General features: G+C 69.1%; 4 protein-coding genes. 2 read left to right on the forward strand and 2 right to left on the reverse strand.

Annotated features, from left to right (window positions below):
- On the reverse strand, positions 1-871 hold an 871-nt coding region (locus tag QPM17_RS23450; RefSeq protein ID WP_422732800.1), incomplete at its 3' end, for a cytochrome D1 domain-containing protein.
- A 14-nt stretch (positions 872-885) separates the two neighbouring features.
- A complete protein-coding gene (locus QPM17_RS23455) occupies positions 886-1,230 on the reverse strand; it encodes a c-type cytochrome (protein ID WP_285394157.1) in 345 nt (114 codons plus the stop codon).
- Between the two features lie 222 nt (positions 1,231-1,452).
- Here QPM17_RS23455 and QPM17_RS23460 point away from each other — a divergent pair, with 222 nt between their 5' ends.
- Positions 1,453-1,926 carry an Lrp/AsnC family transcriptional regulator gene (locus QPM17_RS23460; RefSeq protein ID WP_285394158.1) on the forward strand — a complete coding sequence of 158 codons (474 nt, stop codon included), beginning with the start codon at positions 1,453-1,455 and terminating at the stop codon, positions 1,924-1,926.
- Positions 1,923-2,444: a siroheme decarboxylase subunit beta gene (gene ahbB / locus QPM17_RS23465; protein WP_285394159.1), complete on the forward strand. Its 522-nt coding sequence runs from the start codon at positions 1,923-1,925 to the stop codon at positions 2,442-2,444. Before QPM17_RS23460 ends, ahbB begins: the two co-directional genes overlap by 4 nt.
- The last annotated feature ends 1 nt before the right edge of the window (position 2,445 follow it).

Here is a 2,445-nt window from a genome sequence, read left to right on the forward strand (position 1 = left end):
CGCTATCGGCGACCAGCACCTCGTGGCGCCCCACCGCGGGGAAGAAGGCCAGGTCGCCGGCCATCGCCCAGCCCTCCAGATGCGGCATCTTGTAGACCGGCAGGCGTTCCTCGCCGCGGCCATAGTCGGGCAGGATGCGCTCCACGCCCTTTTCGGGATGCCACAGGTCGAGCAGGGCCATGCCGTCCTCGCCGAACAGCCCGGCGATGTAGTAGCGCCCATTGGCGGTAATCAGGGCGTCGTACGGCTCGCGTCCCACGTCGCGATGCTTGTCGAGCACCGGCTCGTCGCCGCTCATGTCCAGGGTCCAGATCTCGCCGGCCTCGAACAGGCTGAAGACGAAGCGGTTGCCGGGCGCATCGACCACGCCCACCACCTTAGCCTGTCCGATGCTGCCGTCGGCCTTCTCGTAGTCGGCCGGCACGTCGGCCACCAGCGCCAGCGTCTCGCTGTCGAACACCTTCACCCCGCCCGGCTCGTAGTTGCCCACCGCCACGAAGCGACCGTCCTGGGAGATGGCGCCACCGATGCTGTTGCCCGCCTGGATGACGCGCCCGACGATCTCGCCGGTCAGCAGGTCGAGCTTGGTCAACCCGCCATCGCGGCCGAAGACGAAGGCGTACCTGGCATCGCGAGTGAATTTCACCGAGGCATGGGAGAGGTCGCCGAAGCCGCCGACGTGGCGCAGCACCGTTCTTGCCGTGGTGTCGATCAGCGCCACGCTGCCGCTGGCACGCTCGATTACCACGCCCAGGTCGCCGGTGCCGCGCAGCTCGCTGTCCGTGGCGGTCTCGGCGGCAGCCGGACCGGTGGTGAACAGGGCCAGGCCAGCGGCGGCGAGCAGGCGCGTCATGGGGAGCGAAAGGGGCATGGCGATCTCCAGGGTCAGTCGCGTTGCAGCGTTTCCAGGCGGTTGTCGGTACGCAGATGCTCGGCCAGCCAGCGTGCCTCCGCCTCGCTGAGCAGGGCCTTCCAGCCCGGCATGGCGCTGCCGGGAATGCCGTGGCGGATGATGTGCGTGAGCGCCTCGGGGCTGAAGCCCTGCATGCGATCGCGGGGCAGCGCCGGGCCCAGCCCGCCGCGCAGGGTCATGCCGTGGCAGGAGCCGCAGTCCTGGTAAAGCAGGGTCTCGAGCTCGGCCTGGCGCTCGGGGCCGAGCGCGTCGGCGCCGGCCAAGGCCGGCAGGGCCAGGGTGGTGAAGAGCAGCGACCTCAGGACCGGCGATGTCATGCAGCACCTCGCAGCGTGGCGGTGGGTCAGGCAGGGAGCGGGCCGTCGCCGCAGTGTCCCGCCCCGGAAAAGGGCCCGCCTTGACCGTCATCAAGCTCTCGGCAAGTCGCTCGGGTCTTTTGACTTGCGTCAACGGCATGGCCGATGGCGGCGTTCGGGCCTGATGCGGCATGTAAGATACCGCTTAAGATCATGTCTCCATCGTCCGCCCGGTACCTGCCCATGGCCGAACTCGATGCACTCGACCGACGCCTCATCGATGCCTTCCAGCGCGACCTGCCGCTGTGCCCGCGGCCCTTCGCCGCCATGGCCGAGCGCCTGGGCGTGAGCGAGGCGCAGGTGGTGCAGCGTCTTCAGGCCCTGCAGCGGTGCGAGGTGCTCAGCCGGGTCGGGCCGGTGTTCGACCATGCCCGCGCCGGGGCCAGCCTGTTGGCGGCTGTTTCCGTGCCCGAGGCCGAGCGTGACGCGGTGGCGGCGGCGATCAACCGTTCCCCCGGGGTCAACCACAACTATGCGAGAGAGCACGACTTCAACCTCTGGTTCGTGATGACGGCCGCCGACGAGAACCAGCTCGAGGCACGCCTGGAGGCGCTGGAGGAGGAGTTCGGCCGGCCGCTCCTGCGCCTGCCGATGGTTGAGGGCTACCACATCGACCTCGGCTTCCCGATCCCCTGGGACGAGCTGGAGGCGCCATGACACGGCTCTCGTCGCATCTCCTTCCATCTCACGCCAGGACGGCGTCGCTGCGCCTACGTGCGCTGCTCGAGCGCGGCCTGCCGTTGACCGAGCGCCCGTGGCGCGCGCTCGCCGAGCAGTGCGGCATGAGCGAGGCCGAAGTACTGGCCTGGGTCGAGCGCTGGCAGCGGGAGGGGTTGATCAAGCGGATGGGCTTGGTCGTTCGCCATCACGCCCTGGGCATTCGCGCCAACGCCATGGTGGTGTGGGACCTGCCCGACGCTGCCGTGGCCGAGGTAGGGCGCCGCCTGGCAGCGGAACCTGCCGTGACGCTCTGCTATCGCCGTCGGCGTTGCCCGCCCGAGTGGCCCTACAACCTGTTCTGCATGATCCATGGTACCCGGCGTGAACGTGTGCTGGCGGTGCTTGGCGAGATTATCGAGCGCCAGGCGCTGCAGGACATACCTCACCGCGTGCTGTTCAGTCTCAAGGCCTACAAGCAGTGCGGTGGCCGCTACACCCGCGAGGAGCAGCCATGAG

It is taken from the genome of Marinobacter azerbaijanicus, from assembly GCF_030250645.1.
Classification (GTDB): Bacteria; Pseudomonadota; Gammaproteobacteria; order Pseudomonadales; family Oleiphilaceae; genus Marinobacter; species Marinobacter azerbaijanicus.